Source organism: Paenibacillus sp. S28 (assembly GCF_016624415.1).
Lineage (GTDB): Bacteria > Bacillota > Bacilli > Paenibacillales > Paenibacillaceae > Paenibacillus_AQ > Paenibacillus_AQ favisporus.
In genome coordinates, this window is sequence record NZ_JACVTM010000001.1 from 646,899 (window position 1) to 661,760 (window position 14,862).

15 protein-coding genes are annotated in these 14,862 nt (G+C 50.5%); 11 read left to right on the forward strand and 4 right to left on the reverse strand.

All coding sequences use genetic code 11. The features are described from left to right. Window position 1: 1 nt before the first annotated feature. The 3 genes from nadD to IAE55_RS02850 all read left to right on the forward strand — a co-directional run bounded on the left by nadD (window position 2) and on the right by IAE55_RS02850 (window position 2,355). Window positions 2-616, forward strand: coding sequence for a nicotinate (nicotinamide) nucleotide adenylyltransferase (gene nadD, locus IAE55_RS02840; protein WP_200630866.1), 615 nt, complete (start codon window positions 2-4; stop codon window positions 614-616). 15 nt (window positions 617-631) lie between these two features. After that, on the forward strand, window positions 632-1,450 hold the full coding sequence (gene nadE, locus IAE55_RS02845) for an ammonia-dependent NAD(+) synthetase (protein ID WP_145157337.1): 819 nt from the start codon (window positions 632-634) through the stop codon (window positions 1,448-1,450). A gap of 62 nt (window positions 1,451-1,512) precedes the next feature. After that, complete coding sequence (locus IAE55_RS02850) at window positions 1,513-2,355, forward strand: nucleotidyltransferase family protein (protein ID WP_145157338.1); 843 nt, start codon at window positions 1,513-1,515, stop codon at window positions 2,353-2,355. Window positions 2,356-2,443: 88 nt separating this feature from the next. Here IAE55_RS02850 and IAE55_RS02855 read toward each other — a convergent pair whose 3' ends face one another. Further along, entirely contained in the window at window positions 2,444-3,037 is a 594-nt protein-coding gene (locus IAE55_RS02855) for an NADPH-dependent FMN reductase (RefSeq protein WP_145157339.1), read from the reverse strand. 248 nt (window positions 3,038-3,285) lie between these two features. On the opposite strand from IAE55_RS02855, the gene IAE55_RS02860 reads away from it, so the two are divergent. Continuing rightward, complete coding sequence (locus IAE55_RS02860; protein WP_200630867.1) at window positions 3,286-3,828, forward strand: hypothetical protein; 543 nt, start codon at window positions 3,286-3,288, stop codon at window positions 3,826-3,828. A gap of 91 nt (window positions 3,829-3,919) precedes the next feature. Here the strand turns inward: IAE55_RS02860 and IAE55_RS02865 are convergent, their stop codons facing one another. After that, complete coding sequence (locus IAE55_RS02865) at window positions 3,920-5,428, reverse strand: stalk domain-containing protein (RefSeq protein ID WP_200630868.1); 1,509 nt, start codon at window positions 5,426-5,428, stop codon at window positions 3,920-3,922. Window positions 5,429-5,610: 182 nt separating this feature from the next. On the opposite strand from IAE55_RS02865, the gene IAE55_RS02870 reads away from it, so the two are divergent. After that, window positions 5,611-6,294, forward strand: a complete 684-nt coding sequence (locus tag IAE55_RS02870) for a hypothetical protein (protein WP_234489248.1) — start codon at window positions 5,611-5,613, stop codon at window positions 6,292-6,294. A gap of 84 nt (window positions 6,295-6,378) precedes the next feature. On the opposite strand, the gene IAE55_RS02875 is transcribed toward IAE55_RS02870, so the two are convergent. After that, a complete protein-coding gene (locus IAE55_RS02875; RefSeq protein ID WP_192714241.1) occupies window positions 6,379-7,788 on the reverse strand; it encodes an amino acid permease in 1,410 nt (469 codons plus the stop codon). 220 nt (window positions 7,789-8,008) lie between these two features. Between IAE55_RS02875 and IAE55_RS02880 the strand changes: the two genes are divergently transcribed. The 5 genes from IAE55_RS02880 to IAE55_RS02900 all read left to right on the forward strand — a co-directional run bounded on the left by IAE55_RS02880 (window position 8,009) and on the right by IAE55_RS02900 (window position 12,737). Continuing rightward, window positions 8,009-8,293 (forward strand): GNAT family N-acetyltransferase, encoded by a 285-nt coding sequence (locus IAE55_RS02880; protein ID WP_192714240.1) that lies wholly within the window; start codon window positions 8,009-8,011, stop codon window positions 8,291-8,293. 28 nt (window positions 8,294-8,321) lie between these two features. Beyond that, window positions 8,322-9,104, forward strand: coding sequence for an NAD-dependent epimerase/dehydratase family protein (locus tag IAE55_RS02885; protein WP_200630869.1), 783 nt, complete (start codon window positions 8,322-8,324; stop codon window positions 9,102-9,104). Between the two features lie 376 nt (window positions 9,105-9,480). Further along, window positions 9,481-11,829: an RNA polymerase recycling motor HelD gene (helD, locus tag IAE55_RS02890; protein WP_200630870.1), complete on the forward strand. Its 2,349-nt coding sequence runs from the start codon at window positions 9,481-9,483 to the stop codon at window positions 11,827-11,829. A 69-nt stretch (window positions 11,830-11,898) separates the two neighbouring features. After that, complete coding sequence (locus IAE55_RS02895; protein WP_145157344.1) at window positions 11,899-12,315, forward strand: NUDIX hydrolase; 417 nt, start codon at window positions 11,899-11,901, stop codon at window positions 12,313-12,315. 74 nt (window positions 12,316-12,389) lie between these two features. Beyond that, the gene (locus IAE55_RS02900) at window positions 12,390-12,737 is read left to right on the forward strand and encodes a GNAT family N-acetyltransferase (RefSeq protein ID WP_105443031.1); all 348 of its coding nucleotides are present in this window, start codon (window positions 12,390-12,392) and stop codon (window positions 12,735-12,737) included. A gap of 97 nt (window positions 12,738-12,834) precedes the next feature. Here the strand turns inward: IAE55_RS02900 and IAE55_RS02905 are convergent, their stop codons facing one another. Continuing rightward, window positions 12,835-13,365, reverse strand: coding sequence for a hypothetical protein (locus tag IAE55_RS02905; protein ID WP_200630871.1), 531 nt, complete (start codon window positions 13,363-13,365; stop codon window positions 12,835-12,837). A gap of 440 nt (window positions 13,366-13,805) precedes the next feature. Between IAE55_RS02905 and IAE55_RS02910 the strand changes: the two genes are divergently transcribed. Further along, window positions 13,806-14,462: a hypothetical protein gene (locus tag IAE55_RS02910; RefSeq protein WP_200630872.1), complete on the forward strand. Its 657-nt coding sequence runs from the start codon at window positions 13,806-13,808 to the stop codon at window positions 14,460-14,462. Window positions 14,463-14,862: the final 400 nt, after the last annotated feature.

Consider the following 14,862-nt stretch of genomic DNA (forward strand, 5'->3'; position numbering starts at 1 on the left):
CATGGCGAAAATCGGAATTTACGGATCCTCGTTCGATCCTATTACCAACGTGCATCTGTGGACGGCCAGCACCGTGGCCCACCGATGCCGGCTGGACCGGGTGATCTTCCTGCCCTGTTCAAGCAAAAGGCCGGATAAATCGCTGCATGCCAGCGACGAGCACCGGTGGAACATGATTCAACTTGCGATAGATGGCAATGATAAATTTGTCGCGGACGATTATGAGATGAAGCAAGCAGGATGGGAAATTGCCACCTATCTGACGCTGAAGCATTACAAGGAGGCATTCCCGGACGACGACATTTATTTTATCATGGGTGCGGATCTACTGCTTGATATCGGGGAAGGGAAATGGAAAAAATCCGAGGAGCTCATCCAGGAATACAAGTTTATCGTAATGGCTCGGGACGGAATCAACATGCTGGCGGCCATCAGCAAATCGCCGATTCTGCGGAACGCCGACGACGGACAGACGTTTCATTTGATCGACAAAGGGCTTGCGATGGAAATCAGCTCGACGTATATCCGGGATGAATTCCAACGAGGCGGTGAGCCGCGTTACCTGGTTCCCGACAACTGCTATGCTTATATGTGCCAACATAAACTGTATCGATAGAAGGGAGTCATTTATATGAGAAACCAACAACAAATTATTGAAGAACTTCATGTAAAGCCTGAGATTAAGCCGGAGGAGGAAATTCGCAGACGAATCGGTTTCCTCAAGGATTACTGCAAAAAGGCAGGGGCCAAAGGGTTCGTGCTCGGCATCAGCGGCGGGCAGGACTCGACCCTGGCAGGACGCCTTGCCCAGCTTGCGGTCCAGGAGCTGCGTGCGGAAGGATATGAGGCCAAATTTTACGCGGTTCGGCTCCCTTTCGGCATTCAGAAGGATGAGGACGATGCGCAGAAGGCGCTGGATTTTATCAAGCCGGACGAAAGCTATGATTTCAACATTATGAATGCCGTCAACGCTTTTGCCCTTACGTATTCTGAATCTACCGGAAACGGGCTTCCCGATTACCATAAAGGAAACGTCAAAGCGAGAATGCGGATGATCGCCCAGTACGCCATCGCCGGTGAGCGGCAGTGTTTGGTGATCGGAACGGACCATGCCGCCGAAGCGCTCACCGGGTTTTTCACGAAATTCGGTGACGGGGGAGCGGATATTCTGCCGCTGACCGGGCTGACCAAAGAGCAGGGCCGTCAGCTGCTTAAAGCTTTGGACGCCGAAGCGCGGTTGTATCTGAAGACGCCTACGGCCGATCTGCTGGACAACAAGCCGCAGCAGCCGGATGAAACCGAGCTGGGCATGGAATACGAAGTGATCGACCAGTATTTGACCGGGCAGCAGGTTGACCCGCAGGAGCAGCTCAAGATCGAGCAGCGTTACGACCGTTCGCAGCATAAACGTGAGCTGCCTGTGACTCCTTTTGATGAATGGTGGAAATAAGGCCAAATCCGGTTTGTGCGGCTGTTATAATCAATGAAAAGAGTCGAATGAGGTGAGCCGACATGGATATTCAGTCCATAATCCATCGAATAACACAGGATCTTTGTCAGGTTGATGGGGTCAGGGCCATCGTACTTGGTGGTTCCAGAGCTAGAGGGACACATCATCCCGGATCCGATATCGATATCGGCATCTATTATGATTCAAGGGAAGGATTGGACATCAAAGAACTCCGTCGGATCGCTGCTGTCCTCGATGATGACGGCCGAACGGACCTGATCACGGAGATTGGCGGATGGGGACCCTGGATCAATGGCGGGGGCTGGCTGCAAGTCGAACAAATTCCGGTTGACTTTTTGTACCGCGATATCCGCAAAGTCTCCACGGAGATGGAAGAATGCCTCGAGGGAAACGTCACGATTGATTATCAGCCAGGACATCCTCACGGCTTTATTAACGCCATTTACATGGCGGAAGTCGCGTTGTGCCATGTGCTATGGGATCCTGCGGACATCATTACCGCCCTGAAGTCCAAAACGTCGCCTTTCCCAGCCGTATACAGGCAAGCGGTTATCGGCAAGTTTTTGTGGGAAGCCGAATTTTCGCTTGACATCGGGATGAAAGGGGTCGCCAAGAAAGACATCTCTTATGTGAGCGGATGCTGCTTCAGGGCGGTATCCTGCTTGAACCAGGTGCTTTTCGCCATAAATCATCAATATTGCATGAACGAAAAGGGAGCGACTGCCCTCGCCGACGCTTTCGATATCGTGCCGCCAGCCTATGCAGAACGGGTCCATCAAATATTTCCCTTGGTATCGGCAGATGCCGGACGGTTACAGGAGGCACTTGATATTCTGCGCAAGCTGGTGCAGGAAACCAATAGGCTGGTCACCGCGGGAGATTGAAAGCAGGCTGAGGAGTAATTAGTATAGTGGTGAATATAAAAAAGCTGCCGAGTTAATCGGCAGCTTTTTTGAATTTATTCGTATACAATTATCTTAAAGTCTTGAGGGCTCCGCTCCAAGCTACGACTTGATCCAGCATGGCATTGACATTGTCCAGATGAAGGGCTTGCGGTTTAAAGACCGACCCGTTTTCAAAATCGGTGAACAGAGACAATGTTGGATGAACGCGAACGTCGGCAACCAAAAGTTCTCCCAGGATACCGCGGAGATGTTCCGCTGCGCGGGCGCCGCCGGTGGAGCCGTAGCTCACGATCCCTGCTGCCTTGTTGTTCCACGCATCACGGGCGAAGTCAATCGCATTCTTCAGCGCGCCGGTAATGCTGTGGTTGTATTCCTGAACGATGAACACGAAGCCGTCCAGTTCTCCGAGCTTTTGGTTCCAAGCGGCGATGCCAGGTTCGGATCCGTCAGTCGTTCCGAGGAAAGGCAGATTATAATCGCTGATATCCACGATTTCGTAGTTAGCGTCACCGCGTTGGTCGGCAATCTCTTTGATCCATTGTCCCACTTGTGGGCTTACCCGGCCTTGACGCGTGCTTCCCAAAATAATTCCGATGTTCAATTTGCTCATTGTAACTTCCTCCTTGGCTGCTGTGCCAAATAATTTTTTGAAAAACGACATGTTTGCACCACCTGAACTATCTATGATGTATTTGGATTATGAACCGACTGCAGTCTGAATTCATCAGTAAGTTACTTTACGTAAGTTATTATATTTTTTAAATTTAATATTGTCAACATAAAAACTTTATTTAAGTAACTAAGATACCAACCTGTTATAACCGAAGAAAGGATACATGGACTGCGGCATGGAAGTAGATATAAGCAGAGCAAGCAAGTAAGAAAAAGAGCGAGAGGTGAAATCATTCGATGAAGGCTATTACCGATATTCAGATCCCAGACGTTCCATGGCATCGGTTGACGACGGCCTATGGGAGAGGCACGGACATTCCTCGGTTCATTATAGAAAAACAGTACGCTTCCGTAGCGGGATTGATCGAACATCAGGGAACCTTGTGGCAGGTGACCCCTTGGACCATTCTTGTATTGATGGAGAAACTAAGGACGGTGGAGCCGGTACAGGTTACCATCGAAGAGATCGATTTATACCTTGCTGTAGCTTCTGCATTAGCAAATCAGGATATTCGTGACGTGGGTTTAATATCATCCATGGATGAGCTGCTGGATGACAAGTACCTCTGGCCCGAGAAAGAAGACGGAGACGAGGAGGAGTGGGAGGAAGAAGAACCTCGGGGCTACGAGCCAGATCCTTTTTACGGATATTATTATTTCAGCGGTGTGCTGCTAAAACAGGATGAAGCGGAGTTCACCCGGATCATGAACGGAAACGAGGACCTTGCTCCCAGGATCAGGGAGCTGTTGGCTTTGCTTAAACATATCACCGCTGAATGAAATTTAGCTACAATCATCGTTAGGCAATTACGCTATGAAAAAAGAACACACCGCATTTAGCGGCGTGTTCTTTCTGCGCATGAACAGCCTGTTACTTTCCTTGAATGCTCAGCTCGGCGAGAGTCGGATTCCAATCGACCTGGCATCCCAACTGTTTGAACAGGGAGGCTGGCACCATGACGGCGCCGTTTATCATACTTACCGGGCCGGACAATGCAATGGACTGCCCTTGAATGGCGGCTTCGGCCGAGTCGGGACGGAAAGTCACCGTAGTTTGGCCGTATTGAAGCCTGTAAGTGGTCCCTTCCTGAGTTGTAGAGGCCTCGAGAGAGCCTCCGAGCTCCTTCGCTATGCTTTTTACAGGGACGATGATCGAGTTATTCTTATTGACTGCCGGGAAGGAGGCGGGGAGCAAGCTGCCGTTGATACGAATGGTGATTGGCCGCTGAATGGGAACCGGTGCGTATTCCATGCCATCACCCGCATTACGCGCGACGCCAACCTCGTTCCAATTGTTCGCTCCCCAGCCGTACACCTGGCCTTTGGCATCAACGGCCAAACGATGAGTATCCCCGGCCGATGCCGATACAATCCGCTGCAGTCCTTTGACTTTAACGGCTGATCTGCCCTTTTTGCCGTCGTACATCCACACTTCGCCTTGCCGGCTCACCAGCAACGCATAACCGGGGGAAGCATAAACATTTCGGACCTGAAGGGACGGCTGAATGCTCACTGGCTTTACATACAGCTTTCCTGTGCTAGAAGAAGCCTGGGTAGACCAATTCCATACCTTGCCGGAACCGTCTACTCCATAAGCGTCATAGGCATGCTGCATGGAAATTTGCTTCAATGCCGGCAAACCCTGTATTCGGACCGGTACGGAGAGGTGGAGCTGATTCTCTGAGGCGTTCACCGTTAACTTCCAGACAAATCCTGCGGAATCCAGCGCATAGATATAATCGGATGTCGACTGCAGCTGAACGATATTTTTCAAGCCACTAACTGAAATCGGCTGTCCCGAATCGCCGCTCTTCTGATCTCTCATCCACGCTTTAACGGATCCATCGCTTCCGAGACCAAAGCTGTACTTTTGCAGTGTCGTTACTTGCGAGATTCCAGATAAACCTGGGAGTGCTCGTGGAACCTGGGTTTCCCGGACGTAGCCCGGCCGTGATCCCCATTCCCATACCGTACCGTCGCGAGCGACGCCCAATTGGTAACCATACCCGTCGGTAGCTATCGAGTTCAATGGTGGCAGTGTGTTGAGACGAACAGGTGCCACCATGCTGGAAACGGCCGTAGTATCTGGAATCCCGAGTTCGCCCAATAAATTTCTTCCCCAGGTCCACACCGAGCCGTCTGCCCGGAGTCCGACCGAATAATAATTTCCGGCTGCCACCTGAACGAAAGCCGTTCCCAAAGCGGCGGTGCTGGAAGCTGACGCGGCCGGTGACTCTGCAGAGATGGAAACCGATAGCCGTGCTGCAGCATCCATACGATCTCCCGGTTGAGTGGATGCTGCCGCAAACGAATGGGGTGATACCGCCGTCACAACCACTGCAGATAGCAGCACGCCTTGCATGAAGTGGGAATATTTCATGATCATCCTCCGTGTTCTTTTTACTTGAATCTACTAATCAAGACGCAGGCATCATGTGGGAAGTTGCACGACCCATTGTCTAATCTTTATCGGGTAAGATCCGTGTCCGGCCAACCGTTGCCCCGGCCACTGCCTACGCTTTATAATTCTAGTTAGTAGAATCCAGCAGACAGGAGGCGGATATGATCGATCAGCAGGAGTATGGAAAATACGTGCTTGGATTGATGGATGAAGAAGAGGCTGAAGAAACTGCGGGGCCTATTGAAGAAGAGATGTTTTACGGCTATTTTCAAATCTATATGCCCAGTGGAAAAGGGGTGGAAGCTACGTTCGCGCCCCTGGAAGACGGTGATATCTTATTAAAGCGGATCCTCCCGATCTATGAAATGCTGGATCCGCAGGACTTTGAAGGGGAATGGGTGCCCGGGTATTTTAACGGAAAATCTGAACATGTATCCGAAGAGGAGCTCAGGGAACTTGGCCAAAGGCATATCCTCGGGTTGAAGCAGCTGATGGACGATCATGCCGAGCTTGAGGAAGCGGTTGAGGCGTCGGCGTATCTCGGAACGGTCTCCGAAGTTGTCATCGTATCCGGCAGCGAATTCGAAAAATTCCGGCAGGAGTATGATCCCGTCGTACACGAATCGTTGTTTGAACTGGTGAGTGAGCATACGGATCATCAGGAACCTGTTCAAATGTTGAGCGAGGCTTATTATTCCATTGCCTGTGACTACTGGATTTCGTACTACCTCCAATGGCACCGCTACGGGCTTGAAGGAGACCCGCTTGCCCCGTATTTTGAGCTGTACAAGCTTGGATATTCGGCGATTTTTGCGAACGGTAAGCTGTATATCGGTAAGCCGTAGAAGTTGAAGCTGTTGTCGCAACAGAATCCTATGAAAAAGGCGTCCATCCAAGATGGCCGCCTTTTTGTGTTCATACAGTAATGATCAGTTTGATGTGCTGCGTACCTTGCCTTTCTTGAACAGCAGCGGATAAAACAGAATGCCGCTGACGATCAACACAATGCCCAGCAGGAAGGTTTTCAAATCCGCCGTTCCCGCGATGATGACCCAAAGCGAATACAATGCTGCAAGCCCCGCGATCATGCCCTCAGTTACCCGTTCTTTGCGAGCCGTAAAGGTTTCTCCGGTCCAAATCAGCTTAATATGATAGAGTGAAGCAATCAAATAAGGGACCAGATAGGCAAGCGTCGCAATGTAAATGATAAAATCGAACGCTGCCGAGATCGAGCCGGAGATCGTCGACAGCAGCAAAACCTGACCGACCGCGTTCGAGATCCATAGCGACGTCTTCGGCATGCCTTTTCCGTTTTCCTTGGAAAAGGAAGGGAGAAACACGCCCAGCTTGGCGGCCTGAAACGGCACCTCGGCGCTCAGAAGCACCCAGCCGATCGTCGATCCAAGCAGGCTGATCAAGCCCAGCGCAGCGAGGAGCTTGCCGCCGATCGGACCGATTACCGCGGTGATGCCGTCCACCAGCGGATTCTGGGAAGCCATCAGCTGATCCTGCGTCAGCAGTCCCATCGTCAGGATGCTGATGCCCACATACAAGACGATGGAGATGAGCAGCCCGGCAATGGTTGCGCGGCGGATGTCCTGCTTGCGGCGGGCGCGGGCGGCAAAGACCATGGCGGATTCGACGCCGATAAAAGCCCACAGCGTTCCAACGGCTGCGGCATTGACCTGGGACAGCAGGCTGAGCGTTTCGCCGCTGTCATTGGTCCGAGGAGCCAGGAAGGGGCCGATGTTGCTTTTTTGAAAAGCGAATAATGCAATGATAATAAACAAGGCGAAGCCAACCACTTTGGTTGCCGTCGCGATAAAATTCAATCGGCCCGCACCGTTCATGCCTTTCATGCAGATGGCGTGCGTGCCCCACAGCAGAAGCGAGCAGACGATAAATGTCAGCACATTGCCGGCCTTTAACGTCAATATTCCGGTATCCACCCACACCTTATCGCTGGTCAACACGGGAAAAAAGGTCGACAGGTAACTGGCGAAGGTCGTAATCACCGCCACAAACCCGGCTATATTGCCTACCCAGTACCCCCAAGTGGACATGAAGCCGGCCAGGCGGGAGCCATGTGAGCCTTCCCGGAACAGCTCCTTCGCATAAATTTGCGGCCCGCCGCTCAGCTCCGGCTTACGGACAGCCAGGCTTCCGAAAACCAGCGCAAGCATAAGAACCCCGAGCCCAGTCGCCAGCCAGGCCAGAATGACGCCCGCAGGGCTGGCCGCTTCGGACAGCGAGCGGGGCAGCATAAAAATTCCGGAACCGACCATATTCCCCACGACGAGAGCGGTCAAAATCCAGAATCCCAATTTGTGTCTGGTCATGATGTCAAACTCCTTTTGAATGAATAATGCATCGACTTGTTGAAAAAACACTGACAAGTATTAATCATACACTTTCTTCTGGTAAAGCACCAGAGTAAAATTCAGGGGAGCCCATTTTATGACGTTAAGCCCTCTGTAGGTTTCGCTTGTCCATTCGACGGGGAAGAATAAAGAAGATAGAACAAAGATGGAACAACTTTGCACGAGGAGCGTGGGAATATTGAGAGAAATCCGTGAAGCGGGTCAAGGGTTCGTGATGGTGGAGGATGATCGGAGGGTGGCGGAAATCACTTTTCAGCCCGTAGATGGCAGAACCATCGTCATAGATCATACGTATGTGTCCGAAGAGCTGCGAGGGCAGCGGATCGGGGATGAACTGGTCAAAGCAGTGGTGGATATGGCCCGGAAGGAAGGCAAGAAGATTATTCCCGCCTGCTCGTTTGCCCATGTTCAATTCAAGCGGCATAAAGACTATAAGGATGTGTGGCAGCAGGAAGAACGCTGATCGAACAATAAGAAATGAGGTGGGAACTGTGAAACGAAAAATACTCGTTACCGGTGCAGCCGGACGGATCGGAAGTTGTGTAGCGGATGGACTCCGGTCGACAGGCAAGTATGAAGTGGTCGCAACGGATATTCGGCCCGATCCGGAGCACGGAGTCGGCAAGCTGGACATCACGGATGGAGAGGCTGTGGCGACAGCGCTGGAGGGTATCGATACGGTGCTTCATTTTGGCTGGGCTAAAGACGAAGACGATTTCCTCGGGAAGGTGCTCCCGATTAACGTGACAGGTGCTTATCACATTTATGAAGGCGCCCGTAAAGGCGGCGTATCGAGGGTTATCTTTGCCAGTTCCAATCATGCCACCGGTTTTTATAAAGTAGGAGAGCATATCAAGCCCGAGGATCACCGGCCTGACAGCTTTTATGGGCTCAGCAAAAGCTATATCGAGCTTCTGGGCCGTTACTATTCCGATAAGTACGGAGTTTCCTCCGTGAACATCCGGATCGGCAATTTTCCGGGCGACGACCGTCCGCACTCGGACCGTACCGCTCATATTTGGATCTCCCGGCGCGATATGGTGCAATTGGCCGAATGCTGCATTGAGGCAGATCCATCCCTTAAGTTTTTGACAATGTACGGGACCTCAGCAAATGACGACAATTATTATAATATCGGATACTTGCGCGAAAAAATTGGCTATGTGCCTAAGGACAACGCGGCGGATGTGCTGGCACGGCAGGGACTGGACGAAGACGACATCAAGCAGGAGGAAGGAGTATATCAAGGCGGTCCAGGGGTAAAGAAGGAATAGGCATAAAAAATATTGTTCTGAATATGTCCCTGAGAAAAGCGGGAATTGTTTTATCAAAAAAGCGAAGGAGTTATGTCGTCTGCAGGCGGCGTAACTCCTTTTCATGTTGACATGATCAATGAGTTTGGCACAAAAAGCTTGCATTGGAACATAAAAACTCCGCCATACGGAACGTTATCCCGTGAAAGGCGGAGTTAGAAAGTAAACAAAAATAGAGTTGCCAAAATGAAAGCAACATGGTAAATTTAAATATGCGTCATGTGAATTTTATGTATTTAATCAGTATTATCTACTTATATCTTACACCATAGCGTCGGTTCCGTCAACCCCTATTTTTCAGGAACTCACAATCATTTGTGTAAAGGAGTGTTTCTTAATGAGTCAAGAACTTCAACAGGAGCAGCAGCGGGTGAATCAGGTGATTGGCATCATCCAAGATCAGATCAACGAATATGAGGAAGCAACGGCCCGCCGCCGGCAAGAGGTTGTGGACATCCGTAAGCATTTCTGGGAAGACGTTACGGTGAACACGGACAACTTTGACGATTTTCTAGAAACGATTATCAGCTTAAGGCAGCAGTCCGAGGTCCTCTCCTTAAGCCAGGGCAGCCACCGCCAGTCCTCCAAGCGGCTGTCCCAGCTTCAGCGCATGCAGGATGTGCCGTATTTCGGGCGGATTGATTTTGCCGAAGAGGGAATGAACGAGACAGAGCGCGTGTACATCGGCGTTTCCTCACTTACAGATGCTACCGGTGAAAAGTTCCTGATTTATGACTGGAGAGCCCCGGTCTCAAGCATGTATTACGACTGCACACCGGGTCCGGCTGAATACATCACGCCCGGCGGGCCGATTCAGGGCACGCTGGAGCAAAAATGGCAGTACATCATCCGCAGCGGAGTTATTCAGTCGATGTTTGATACCCGGCTCACCATCGGTGACGAGATTCTCCAGCAGGTGCTCGGTCAATCCGCAGACACGCACATGCGAAGCATCGTGGCGACGATTCAGCAGGAGCAGAACCGGATTATCCGCCATGACAGCGCACGTCTGCTCATTGTTCAGGGCGCGGCCGGGAGCGGCAAGACGTCGGCGGCATTGCAGCGGATCGCTTATTTGCTGTACAAATACCGGAACCGTTTGACGGCGGACCAAATGCTTTTATTTTCACCAAACGCCATGTTCAAGAGTTATGTCTCCAGCGTGCTGCCAGAGCTCGGGGAAGAGAACATGCAGCAGGTCACGTTTCAGGAGTACCTGAATCACCGGCTGAGCGGCTTCTTCGACGTTGAAGATCCTTACACTCAGCTGGAATACGTCCTTACGGCTTCGGAAGACTCGGACTACCGGGTGCGGATGGCGGGTATCCGCTTTAAGGCGACGAAGGCGTTTTTTGATCGGATCCAATCCTGCCGCCAGGCGCTGGAACAATCCGGAATGGTATTCAAGGATGTATCCTTTAAAGGCAAAACGCTCGTTTCCGCCGAGGAAATCATGGAGAGATTCTACAGTGAGCACACGACGCTTCGCTTTGCCAACAGACTGGAAAAGTTGTCGGATTGGCTGAAGGAGCTGGTCAAAGAAGCGGAGAAGGCCGAGCGGAAAAAGCCTTGGGTGCAGGACGCCGTTGAGCTGGTCGACAATGATGAATACCAGCAAGCTTATGCGCATCTTCGAAAAAAACAAGGGTTAACCGAAGAATCGGAAGAGGATGTGGATCTGGAACTTGTCCGTAAGGAGCTCGCGCGCCGGATCGTCAGCAGGAAATTCAAACGTATTCGGCAACAAATTAAAGATATGGGCTTTATCGATACGCCGGCCATCTATAAGCAAATGCTGGTTTCCCATCCGGCTGACGACGAGGTTGAAGGAGCAGAACTCCTTCCCGAATGGAATGAAATCGGCGAAATGACGTCTCAACTGATGGACCAAGGGAAGCTTTTATATGAGGACGCAACACCTTATTTGCTGTTAAAAGAGCTGATCGAAGGCTTCCAGACCAATGTTTCGATCCGGCATGTCCTCGTGGATGAGGCGCAGGATTATTCGCCGTTTCAATTCGAATTTATAAAAAGGCTGTTCCCAGCGGCGAAAATGACGGTGCTTGGCGACTTCAACCAGGCAGTCTTCGCGCACGCCGACGGTACGGATGATTTCGGCATGCTGGCCGAATTATACGGAGAGGAACAAACCGATGCCATTATCTTGAACCGAAGCTACCGGTCCACCAGACCGATCGTCGAATTTACACGAGCGCTTATCCCAAATGGGGAAGAGATCATTCCTTTTGACCGGAACGGAAGCCGCCCCGTACTCACGAGAGCTGCCGACGCGGAGCAGTTACATCAGTCCATTAGGGAAAAAGTCAATCAATTCCGGGAACAGGGGCACCGGACCGTTGCGATTATTTGCAAATCCGCAGCCCAAAGCGCATCCGTATTCGAATCCCTTCACGATCTGGAGGACATCAAGCTCGTTACCAGCGGTTCGATCGAATATAAACAGGGAATCGTTGTCATTCCGGTATATTTGGCCAAAGGAATTGAATTCGATGCTGTAATCGTCTATAACGCTTCGGACGAAGAATACGGAGAAGAGAGCTTGCGTCGGCTGTTCTATACCGCCTGTACCCGGGCCATGCATGAACTGCAATTGTACAGCATCGGGAAGCCGAGCCATTTTGTTCAAGAGGCTGCTTCATGGATTGCGGAAGATTCGATTTCATGAATTGAAAACCATCCCCATTTCATGTATCGTCAATCACAATGAGAGACGCTGCATGGGGAGGACCATATCATGACGGGTAAGATCGTTGTCGTATTAAAAGCTGTAATTATCCATCAAGGCCGTATTCTGATCCTCAAACGTTCCGGTTCAGACGAAGTAGGCGCGGGAGGCTGGGAAACGGCCGGTGGGAATCTGGAGTTTGGCGAGGATTTGGATACCGCTTTGATTCGCGAAATTAAAGAAGAAGCGGGGATTCACGCAAGTATCGATCGATTGCTGTTTGCAACGACATTTTTTACGGATCCGGGGAGGCAAATCGTGCTGTTATCTTATTTGTGCAGGACTGACGAACCGTACGTAACCCTCTCGCACGAGCACGACGAGTATAGATGGGCGACGAAGTCGGAGCTCGTTCAATATTTGCCTGAGGCGATCATCAGCGACTTTACGAAGCATGGCGTCTTAGCGCTTCCCGAATTGATTTAATTCCTGTATCAGTGCGTGGGCGAACGATCTTTATTGCATTTTACCCACTCTACGCCGCTTTAGGAGCGAAACATATGCATACTCACAGAGCATTATCCACGATGGATTTGACAGACATTTGCGGGTTCCCGCAAACGTCTAATTTATATAACCGAAGTGGTCATGCTTGTTGGCTTGGCAACGTCATTGTCTCACCAGGTCACAGGGGGCGAGGTGCCGGTGAATTTTTATTGCATGCAATGATGCAAAAGGCAAAAGAGAACTACGGGGTGAGGGAACTCTTCCTCTCCTGTCATCACGCGAATTCAAGAGGGCTGGCATTTTATCATAAACATTCCTTTAGACCTTTCGATTTGAAAATTTCCCAAATAGATGGCGGCCGCAAAATCATCACGGTGCAAATGAAAAGGAATCTGGGCTGAGTTCAAACGACTTGAAGAAGCAGTTGATTAACCAGCGAATAGCGAAAGCCCGCTTTGCAGCGGGCTCGTTATGCTCTCCGTTTATCGAATCCTTTATTTAGTTCTGCTCCTCGGCTGCCAGAATCATTCCCGAGTATTCCAGAGCCTGGATTCGGTATGTGCCGCCACTTTCCATGACAATTTGCTTGTACCCGAGCTCGTATTCTTTGCCGTCTGCTGTTCGTACGCGGTCTCCGCCTCGTCTTGGATCCCATATTTCGACGACGTGCACGGTTTTGACAACCGGCCCCTGAACGATATCCGCTGTTACTCTCCCAAGCATAATTAAAGGGAATAACGATAGGAAGAATATAAAAATGGCTAATAGCAAGTCTGCTCTTCGCGTAACTGATTGCCGTTTGCCGTACCGAAGCACCACGTATGTAAAAATATAGCTGAAAAATAGTAAAGCTGTACAGTATCCGGCGATTCCAATCCACAAAAATTGGCGGACATGACCATCATACTTCACTCCAACAATAGCCAGTTCTACCAGGCATAGCAATAGCAGGACGATCCGCAGTATGTTTCTTTTCTTTTGGTACCATACCCTTGTTGGGGGAGAAACCAGAGCTCCCAGCTCGTTCATGTCATCAACCTTTCGTCATTCGATCATATCCGGATTATCGAGGCCGATTCGTGCAAGCAAATGCTGCGCACGCCGGCATCATACAAAAAGTAATGGAAGATCCTGCAAATTGCAAGCCTGAATATCAGGAACAGGAAACGAACGTGAATTCATCAGGCGCACAGGTGCACGATGCTGAAACCCGATCTAATACGGCTCCGTAATGTTACAAAGACAACATTTTTTGAGCTCACAGGGGGATCGAGCGCGTGGCGAGGCATTCGAAAAGTCAAACAAAGCACATCAGCACAAAGCGTCATCAAGGGGATCGCAAAGGTAAATCTAAACGGAAGGGGAACCCGGCCGGAAGCCGGGCTTCCCGTTTTTGGCTGGGTTTATTAAAATTCCTAGGCTTTTTCATATTAGCCGGCTTACTTCTGTTATATTGGGACTCGGCCAGGTTGGCCTCATTAATCTCACATGCGTCTCCGGTACAGCAGCTGACGGCAGACACGAACGGAATCGTCCGAATAGAAGGAAACGCAGAGGGAGAGGCCGTTGCAGCGGATGAAGGCAAGTTAAGGCAGCGTTACCTGCTGCTTCAAAAGGAAAAGTTTAATTGGCACTGCAGCAAAAGCGGCTGTAACTATATGTGGAATGAAGACGTCGCTCCTCAAGTATGGGGAAGGTTAACCATTCAAGGCGTTAAGGTGGAAAGTGAGCGGTTCAAATTCTACTCGGACTGGCTGCCTCTTGATTCCGAAACTGTGAGTCCGGACCAGCTCCCCTTTATCCATGAGGGAAAAACATCCCGCCCGTTGCTTGTGGAGAGCCCTAAGGAAACGGCCTACGGTTATCACGCGCTTAGTCCAGGGCAAAGGATCACGGTGATCGGCCGGGCCGTTAACGGACATCTGGAGCCCATCCATCTGCCCGGTGAGGAAGAAGATCGGCGTACGATTTTGATTGGAAGCAGTGTAGAGGAAATGCTCTCCAGTGAAAAGGAAACGCAAACCGGGGTTCTCATCGCTGCCGGATTCGTCATGCTGTTTTTGGTACCCATGATCGTCGGGTGGATCCGTAAATTGTTCCGGAAGCTACACACTTTGCACCGCTAATAGTCTGTGTTTTGCAAAAAAAAAGCAAATTGATAGAGCAAATTAAAAGTCCGCGGAAACCGCGGACTTTTTCGTTTGCTCGGAAAGGTCAAACTATTGGAGTTTGCAGTGCTCTCGCAGCATTGGCACGTCTATTTTATGGTCGCGTCAGCAGGAAGTTCAGGAAGAACTGGCCAGACTGAAGTCCGCCAAACAAAGCTCTTAATCCTGGAAGTGAATGGTGTGTGGTGACTGACGCCTCAAGACACAAACGAAAAAAAACCAAATCAAATTCAACCCCTGTTTCTAAGAGAAGCGGGGGTTTGCCTATTTATATGAAACGGATTTCCAGTAACGAAAGTGTCATTGCTTCCTTCCCGTGATATGGTAATCTCATTTAAGGGGATTCATTTCCATTTGA

Coding starts and splice junctions, on each gene's coding strand:
- nadD (WP_200630866.1), top strand. CDS start 2: ATGGCGAAAATCGGAATTTACGGATCCTCGTTCGATCCTATTACCAAC.
- nadE (WP_145157337.1), top strand. CDS start 632: ATGAGAAACCAACAACAAATTATTGAAGAACTTCATGTAAAGCCTGAG.
- IAE55_RS02850 (WP_145157338.1), top strand. CDS start 1,513: ATGGATATTCAGTCCATAATCCATCGAATAACACAGGATCTTTGTCAG.
- IAE55_RS02855 (WP_145157339.1), bottom strand. CDS start 3,037: ATGTCGTTTTTCAAAAAATTATTTGGCACAGCAGCCAAGGAGGAAGTT.
- IAE55_RS02860 (WP_200630867.1), top strand. CDS start 3,286: ATGAAGGCTATTACCGATATTCAGATCCCAGACGTTCCATGGCATCGG.
- IAE55_RS02865 (WP_200630868.1), bottom strand. CDS start 5,428: ATGAAATATTCCCACTTCATGCAAGGCGTGCTGCTATCTGCAGTGGTT.
- IAE55_RS02870 (WP_234489248.1), top strand. CDS start 5,611: ATGATCGATCAGCAGGAGTATGGAAAATACGTGCTTGGATTGATGGAT.
- IAE55_RS02875 (WP_192714241.1), bottom strand. CDS start 7,788: ATGACCAGACACAAATTGGGATTCTGGATTTTGACCGCTCTCGTCGTG.
- helD (WP_200630870.1), top strand. CDS start 9,481: ATGAGTCAAGAACTTCAACAGGAGCAGCAGCGGGTGAATCAGGTGATT.
- IAE55_RS02895 (WP_145157344.1), top strand. CDS start 11,899: ATGACGGGTAAGATCGTTGTCGTATTAAAAGCTGTAATTATCCATCAA.
- IAE55_RS02900 (WP_105443031.1), top strand. CDS start 12,390: ATGCATACTCACAGAGCATTATCCACGATGGATTTGACAGACATTTGC.
- IAE55_RS02905 (WP_200630871.1), bottom strand. CDS start 13,365: ATGAACGAGCTGGGAGCTCTGGTTTCTCCCCCAACAAGGGTATGGTAC.